Origin of the sequence: Phytoactinopolyspora endophytica (assembly GCF_004138495.1) — a bacterium.
In the GTDB taxonomy this organism is placed as follows: Bacteria; Actinomycetota; Actinomycetes; order Jiangellales; family Jiangellaceae; genus Phytoactinopolyspora; species Phytoactinopolyspora endophytica.
Map to the genome: position 1 here is coordinate 243,621 of NZ_ML142859.1, position 3,198 is coordinate 246,818.

5 protein-coding genes and 1 pseudogene are annotated in these 3,198 nt (G+C 68.4%); 1 reads left to right on the forward strand and 5 read right to left on the reverse strand.

What is annotated here, in order from left to right; all coding sequences use genetic code 11:
* Positions 1–121: 121 nt before the first annotated feature.
* Positions 122–283, forward strand: a complete 162-nt coding sequence (locus ELR45_RS42855) for a hypothetical protein (protein ID WP_420813914.1) — start codon at positions 122–124, stop codon at positions 281–283.
* A gap of 447 nt (positions 284–730) precedes the next feature.
* Here the strand turns inward: ELR45_RS42855 and ELR45_RS42860 are convergent.
* The 5 genes and pseudogenes from ELR45_RS42860 to ELR45_RS21235 all read right to left on the reverse strand — a co-directional run.
* Positions 731–820, reverse strand: a pseudogene (locus tag ELR45_RS42860) (ACT domain-containing protein); the annotation flags it as partial.
* Between the two features lie 82 nt (positions 821–902).
* Positions 903–1,550, reverse strand: a complete 648-nt coding sequence (locus tag ELR45_RS21220) for a response regulator transcription factor (protein ID WP_129668124.1) — start codon at positions 1,548–1,550, stop codon at positions 903–905.
* Positions 1,551–1,605: 55 nt separating this feature from the next.
* A complete protein-coding gene (locus ELR45_RS21225; protein ID WP_129668125.1) occupies positions 1,606–2,154 on the reverse strand; it encodes a hypothetical protein in 549 nt (182 codons plus the stop codon).
* The gene (locus ELR45_RS21230) at positions 2,151–2,777 is read right to left on the reverse strand and encodes an RNA polymerase sigma factor (protein WP_129668126.1); all 627 of its coding nucleotides are present in this window, start codon (positions 2,775–2,777) and stop codon (positions 2,151–2,153) included. Before ELR45_RS21230 ends, ELR45_RS21225 begins: the two co-directional genes overlap by 4 nt.
* A gap of 90 nt (positions 2,778–2,867) precedes the next feature.
* A partial coding sequence (locus ELR45_RS21235) for a sensor histidine kinase (RefSeq protein WP_338069604.1) occupies positions 2,868–3,198 on the reverse strand: 331 nt, incomplete at its 5' end.

Below are 3,198 nucleotides of genomic sequence, written 5' to 3' on the forward strand. Positions count from 1 at the left end.
TGTCGTGCTGCTCGTCGATGACCTCGTCGATTCGCGCTGGACCGTCACCGTTGCCGGGAGGGCGCTCCGTCAGGCCGGCGCCGCTCAGGTCCTGCCGTTCGCGCTGGCTACCGTCGGCTGAGTGACGGCCGTCGTCGGGCTTGAGCTCGGGAAGGCCGTCAGTGATGCCGGTGCTGTTCTGTATCACCGCAGCCAGGGCGGCGAGGTGGGTGAGGCGTGCGTGTTCGGAGTCGAGAATGCGCGGCCCGCCGTCACGGCCGAAGACGATGGCGCGCTCGGGTGAGTCCAGAGGCGCGCCGATCGCCAGGACATCCTGCCATGAGTCGGGTGCCCAGCCGTCGTCGGCGACGATGCGGACCGGGTGCGACATCGGCAGCCACGGCACCGCATAGCCGTCCGCGGCGGGTGCGCCGCCGGCGGCTCGCTCCACGGTCACGCGCCCGTCGGTGGATGAGACCACCAGCGCCCATCCGGATCGGAAGACGCCGGGAAGGAGGTCGACGAGGATGTCCGTGGCGTGCTGCGGGTCGCCCGTCATCGCCTCGACGGCCTCGAGATCACGGTGCAGGTGAGCCCCGGGGCTGTAATGGCCGACGAACTCGACCGTGACTCCGTCGATCGACTGACACGCGCTGACCAGGGTGTCCGGAAGCTTGCCGGAAGGGAGATCGACCAGGATGTCGTCCACAGCCCGGCCGTCGGGGCGGTGCTCGACCACATCCACGCCGACGATGTCACCCCCGGCCTCACCGATCGCAGAGGCGACGCCTCCGAGTGAACCCGGCCGGTCAGGCAGGATCACCCTCAGCAGATACGACATCAGTAGATCCTGGCACGTAACGACGCGCGCGTACGTTAACCGGTCGTTTCCGTCGTGTCGCTGAGGTTGAGATCCCCCTGTTCTACGCAGCCCCTTGCAGCCACGCCAGGACCGCCATCACCCGGCGATGCTCGTCCTCGGACGGGTAAAGGTCGAGCTTGGTGAGTATTGACGAGATGTGCTTCTCCACCGCGCCCTCGGTCACGACGAGCGTGCGAGCGATGGCCGAGTTGGTGCGGCCCTCTGCGATCAGCTTGAGCACGTCGCGCTCGCGAGGGCTGAGCTTCTCCAGCGGGTCGCGCTGCCGCTGGGCGAACAGCTGCGCCACCACCTCGGGATCGAGCACCGTGCCGCCGGACGCCACCCGCTCCAATGCGTCCGACAACTGATCGAGGTTGGAGACCCGGTCCTTGAGCAGGTATCCGACGCCGCCGTTCCCATCGGCCAGGAGGTCGGAGGCGTAGGACTCCTCGACGTACTGAGAGAGGACCAGTACCGCCGTCGCCGGGACCTGCTTGCGGGCCTCGATGGCGGCACGCAGTCCCTCATCGGTGAAGCTCGGGGGCATCCTGACGTCCACGATCGCGACGTCGGGCTTGTGCTCGACGACGGCGCGCACCAGCTCCTCGCCGTCCCCGACGGCATCGACGACGTTGGCTCCGGCCTCGCCCAGCAGTCGAACGAGTCCCTCACGCAGCAGCATGGAATCTTCAGCGAGTACAACGCGCACGGCCCAAGTGTCCCATGATCTACGAACGGCGGCCCCTGGCCGGGTACAAAATCTTCTACTCGGCGGCGGGTGCCAGCTCCGGGAGGCCGAGCGTGCGGCAGGTCGACGAACCCCCTGGGAAGACACCGATGACGCCGTCCTTCAGAACGCACGCCGCGAGCCGCGGAACCGGGAAGTTGTTCTCATTAGGATCGGAGTCGCCAAGGTCCGCGGGCTCGTCCGCCCCTTCGACGAGCATGCCGGTGCGCCAGGCAGTGGCGCACCCGTCGATCGCGTTCTCGAATACGGCCTCCTCCTCCGTGCCGGGCGTGGTCGCCCGGCCCATGGTGACGCCGGGGAAGTCGTCGCCACGGCCCAGCTCAGCCTTGCTGTAGCAGCGGAGCTGGTCGGATGGCGGGACGTGCTTGGAGTCGATGTATGTCGCGGCGGCTGCGGTGCCGAGCGCAAGCACAGTGGCGGCGCCCACCGCGACGGACTGCGGCCGCTTGTACAGCGGCCGGTGTTGCTCAGCGGAGAACTGCCGGAGCATGCTTCGCCGCAGGGCGGCGTGCCGGTCTGCGCTGAGCTGCCGGTGCTCCGGGATGGTTCCGATGTCGTTGCTCATGATTTACCCTCCGTGGTCTCGGAAGCCAAGGCGATGGATGTGTCGGCGATGGATGCGTCGGCAATGGGTATCTGGGTTTGGCGGAGCCGCTTGCGGGCGTTGGAGAGCCGGGATCGGACAGTCCCGATGGGGATGCCGAGGACGGTCGCCGCGTCCGCGTACGCCATCCCACCCAGCACGCAGAGCTCTATCACCTCCCTTTCCTTCCGTGGAATCTGCTCGAGCTCGTCGAGGACGCGGCGCATCGTCCGTTCGTCGTCCACGCGCGAGGCGACGTCCTCGGCGTGATCCGGCGTGGGAGCCTCCTCCGCGAGCTTGGCGAGCAGCGCTCGGTGTCGCCTGCGGGAGCGATGAGCATTGCCGACCACCTTGTTGGCGACCGCGAGCAGCCAAGGCAGCAGGTCGTCGCCCTGTGGCCGGATGTCTCGCCGCCGGCGCCAGGCCTGCATGAAGACGACGGATGTGAGGTCCTCTGCCGCGCTCCAGGAGCCGATGCGGCGGAAACAGAAGTTGTAGACGGCCGAGGCATGTCGGTCGAACAGGAGGCCGAACGCATCGGCGTCTCCGCCGGCCGCATGTCTCCACAGCTCGGCGTCGCTGGCTTCTCGGCTCTCTTCTCTCATGCCCGATAAGTGTCCGGCAAAGGGCATCGGGTTCAGAATCGGCCGTCTCTCATGCACGGCCTGATCCGCAACGTGCTTTCGACCCTGTGCTTACGGCAGCGGGATGGTGGCGGCGATGGTGGTGCCGGCGCCGGGTGGGCTGTCGATGGCGAGTTGGCCGTCGACGCCGGCGAGGCGGTCGGCGAGTCCGGTGAGGCCGTGTCCTTTGCCGAGGTGGGCACCGCCGCGGCCGTCGTCGCTGACCCGGACGGCCAGAACGGCGGCGCCTGCCGAGGGGCGGTCACGACCGCCCTCCCCGTCGTCCGACGGCCCACCCGACACGCCGGCGGGCAACTCGAGGGTGACGGTGACGTTGCAGTGGGTGGCGTCGGAGTGTTTGGCGGCGTTGGTGAGTGATTCGGTGGCGACGAAGTAGGCGGCG

Bases quoted from the DNA above. Each gene is read 5' to 3' on its own strand.
- ELR45_RS21225 (WP_129668125.1), bottom strand. From the start codon at position 2,154: ATGAGCAACGACATCGGAACCATCCCGGAGCACCGGCAGCTCAGCGCA.
- ELR45_RS21230 (WP_129668126.1), bottom strand. From the start codon at position 2,777: ATGAGAGAAGAGAGCCGAGAAGCCAGCGACGCCGAGCTGTGGAGACAT.